This is a genomic window from Haemophilus parahaemolyticus, from assembly GCF_018373095.1.
Taxonomy (GTDB): domain Bacteria; phylum Pseudomonadota; class Gammaproteobacteria; order Enterobacterales; family Pasteurellaceae; genus Haemophilus_A; species Haemophilus_A parahaemolyticus_A.
The window spans coordinates 1-3,615 of record NZ_JAHAHT010000134.1 but is presented as its reverse complement, the minus strand read 5'-3'; the positions used below and the strand labels follow the sequence as shown (position 1 = coordinate 3,615).

At 37.6% G+C, this 3,615-nt stretch carries 5 protein-coding genes; 1 reads left to right on the top strand and 4 read right to left on the bottom strand.

The genetic code is table 11. From position 1 onward, the window contains the following. The 3 genes from KH943_RS09635 to gloA form a co-directional block, all read right to left on the bottom strand. Positions 1-195 (bottom strand): NTP transferase domain-containing protein (locus KH943_RS09635; RefSeq protein ID WP_304110374.1); only part of this gene is annotated, 195 nt, incomplete at its 3' end. Positions 196-852: 657 nt separating this feature from the next. Beyond that, entirely contained in the window at positions 853-1,656 is an 804-nt protein-coding gene (gene xthA / locus KH943_RS09630; protein WP_304110373.1) for an exodeoxyribonuclease III, read from the bottom strand. A 9-nt stretch (positions 1,657-1,665) separates the two neighbouring features. Continuing rightward, the gene (gene gloA, locus KH943_RS09625; RefSeq protein ID WP_304110375.1) at positions 1,666-2,073 is read right to left on the bottom strand and encodes a lactoylglutathione lyase; all 408 of its coding nucleotides are present in this window, start codon (positions 2,071-2,073) and stop codon (positions 1,666-1,668) included. A gap of 81 nt (positions 2,074-2,154) precedes the next feature. Here gloA and KH943_RS09620 point away from each other — a divergent pair, with 81 nt between their 5' ends. Beyond that, complete coding sequence (locus KH943_RS09620; RefSeq protein WP_304110372.1) at positions 2,155-2,976, top strand: hypothetical protein; 822 nt, start codon at positions 2,155-2,157, stop codon at positions 2,974-2,976. Positions 2,977-3,060: 84 nt separating this feature from the next. Here KH943_RS09620 and KH943_RS09615 read toward each other — a convergent pair. After that, positions 3,061-3,615 (bottom strand): aromatic amino acid transport family protein (locus tag KH943_RS09615; RefSeq protein WP_304110371.1); only part of this gene is annotated, 555 nt, incomplete at its 5' end.

Here is a 3,615-nt window from a genome sequence, read left to right as displayed (position 1 = left end):
TAAACGATCTTTTAATAAATCTGCACCGTGACCGTAGATTAAGTTGATTTGACGTGCATCAAGTTGTTTTACCGTATCAATCACGTGTTTTACCATCGGTTTGCCCGCAATTGGGTGTAATACTTTTGGTAAGTCAGAATACATACGCGTACCTTTGCCCGCGGCTAAAATCACCACGCTTAATGGTTGTGTCATAAAAATGTCCTTTTAAAAAGAAAAATTGCGTGTATTTTATCAGAAATTCCAGCAAAACAGAAAACAATCAATTTCTTGCAACATTTCGGTATTATGTGGAAGTTGCACAAAGATTTATCCAAACTCACAAACGATTACTTGTACGTTGTACTATTTGAAAGATGAATTATTAGTCGAGAAATGTACGATAGACAAGGTAATTTATTGTCGGTTGAAAGAACTTGAGTAAGAATAGAAAATAGTAGTAAAAATACTGCTATTTTTGTTTCAGTTGCCATTTGACATCAGTTACGCTCCTTTCTAGTCGTTCTACTACACCTTTTAATTCCAACATTTAACCTTAGATGAAAAAGAGAAAAGCCTATCTGAAACAAGGTAAAACGGATGAGCTACGTCTGTAATCAGAGAAATTAAAGATATTTTTGGGAAAATCGATGAAACTGAGAAAAGTAAAATACCCTTATTAAGCTAAGGGCACTGAATTTTACTGCAGGTAAAATGATTTTTAAGTCTTTATGTAACTGGCTACATAATACCAGAAATATTACTCCAACTAAGAAGTAAAAAATATGATCAAAATCACATCTCAAAGAGGGGAATGCTAAAATGTTTTAAACATAAGCTTAACCAATAAGAATAGATTAGACTTATAAACAATTATTCGAATACTGCCCAAACAGGGGAGTGATCAGAAGGTTTTTCCATCGCGCGGATTTCCAAATCAATGCCTGTTTCTACGCAACGTTCCACCAATGATTTTGAGGCAAGCACTAAATCAATACGCAAACCGCGATTATCATCAAAACCTTTTGAACGGTAATCAAACCACGAGAATTTATCATCTGCTTCTGGGTTCATTGCTCGGAATGTATCTACTAATCCATAACCTTGCAAACGCTCCAACCATTCGCGCTCTTCAGGTAAGAAGGAACATTTTCCATCACGTAACCAACGTTTACGATTTGGCTCGCCAATGCCGATATCTAAATCAGTTGGACTGATATTCATATCGCCCATAATCACGATCGGATTTTCAGGTTTCAATTCTGTTTCTAAATAATTTTGCAAATCAGCATAGAATTTTTCTTTCGCAGGGAATTTGGTTTCGTGTTTGCGGTTTTCACCTTGCGGGAAATAGCCGTTTAATACGGTAAGCACGCCAAATTCAGTCTCGATATCCGCCATAATCATTCGTTTTTGTGCATCTTCACTATCAGTTGGGAAGCCTTTACGGACAGCAAGCGGTTGTTTTTTAATTAAAAGTGCCACACCATAATGCCCTTTTTGTCCATGATGAAACACGTGGTAGCCTAAGTGATTTACCAGATCGTAAGGAAAATCTTCGTCTGATACTTTAATTTCTTGCAAACCGATAACATCAGGTTGGTGTTTTTCAACAATCGCTTCAAGCTGATGCGGGCGAGCACGTAATCCATTGATATTAAAAGAGATAAATTTCATAAATAATCTTTAATTTCCCAACGCATCTTGAGTTTGTTTATTTTCGATAAACTCGATTTTGTAACCATCTGGATCTTCTGCAAATGCAATCACGGTTTTACCACCTAAAACAGGACCAGGTTCACGAGTGATTTTCCCTCCTGCCATGCGAATAGACTCAATGGTTTCATAAATGTTGTCTACGCCTAGTGCAATATGTCCATAAGCCGTGCCTAAATCGTAACTTTCAACACCCCAGTTATAAGTCAATTCAATTTCAGCACTTTCAGGATCATTTTCATAACCAACAAATGCTAACGTATATTTATATTCCGTATTTTCACTAGTACGGAGTAATTTCATCCCTAATACTTCCGTATAGAATTTAATTGAACGTTCTAAGTCACCTACACGTAACATAGTATGTAAAATTTTCATCATATTAACCCCCTTAATCATTAAAAAAACTTGAGTATTATGGCATAATTCCTATACAAAGTCATTTTTAAAATTTACGCTATGTCTCACGATCACGATTCTCAAAAAAAATATGAAATTGCGACACACGCATTAGTCCCTTTAATGGCAATGCTTTTTGTGCAAATGTTGCTAAATTACACTACTGCACCCGCTAATATGATTTTTATCTCACCTTATTTATTGGCGTTTTTGGTCGCAATTGTTATCAGCATTTTTGTGCTTTGGAAAGGGCAAATCTGCCCAGGGCAAGCAAATCGATTGCTTTTTGTCTTTAAATTTTTCCTCATTTTTGCAGTAGGAAATCTTGCCTATTCGCTTACCTTCACGCCCAAACATATCCCAATGGCAATGGTGGCGATTGCCACTATTCTCATTTCGTTAATCTATTGGAATGTCAGCAATACCGAACGTCTAGCCAATGCAGTCGCTTACGGTTGTTTTGCCATTTGTGGCTTGGCGATTGTGCAATATTTAGTAATTTATTGGGTAGAAATCCCTTCTTTATTCAACGGCATTCGTGCCAATAATTTTGCTCAATTATTGCTGGGCATTTTATTAGCGGGTTGGTATTTAATGCTTGCTAAAAGCCGTTTAGACGGTTTCTTTAAATTGCTCGTACAGCTTGCCCTGCTTATGCTCATTTTGAACTATATTTGGGTGGCTTTTGTGCTTTATCAACAGCTTCAAATGATGCCTGAAATGTCTCTTGTGCCTTATTTTATCTACTTCAGCATTCAGTTTGTGATTTTTGCAATTTTAGCTTGGCTACTACTTGGTAAAGGCGATAAACAGATCAAAAATCCGCTTGGCTGGTCAGCTGCACTTGCCTTGGCGATGTTGTATCCCTTCACCAATATTTAACCGCGTATGGCGAATTAGCAAGCCTAGGTAATTAAAAAACGCTTCCTTACTTTTTATTAGAAGAGGAAGCGTTATGCTTTTCTATTAACCAGCCACTGATGGCAAAATACCAGCCTGTATTAAGAATGGAATAATCATAATAACCACCCCCATGATCAACGCGATGACTAACGCAGTATTCCCACCTGCAACACGATATGGTAGATTTGGGTACAATTGACGAGCACGCCACGCCAAACCAATTGGAAGCACTAAGCCATAGAAAGCGAAAAGTAAGCCCGCATAACCTAAAGCTGCGATAAAGCCATTTGGATAGAACAATGCAAACGCAAGCGGTGGAATAAAGGTTAATGGTGTCAAAATCAAGCGATTGTTTGGCAACTGCACGCGTTTTAATAAATCTCCCACACCTTCAAAAATCCCCATTGCAACTCCTAAGAATGAGGTAATTAATGCTAATGTAGAGAAAATTCGTACCATTTCGCCTAAAACGGTGCTACCCGTGATTTGGCTTGTTGCTTTTACTAAGCCGTTTAAGGTTGCATCTTGTTTTAATAATGTTGCAAACTCACTTTGGCTCAATACCCCGTGCGTTGCCAATTGCCATAATAGATTGGCTGAAAGTGGTATAATTGTCCC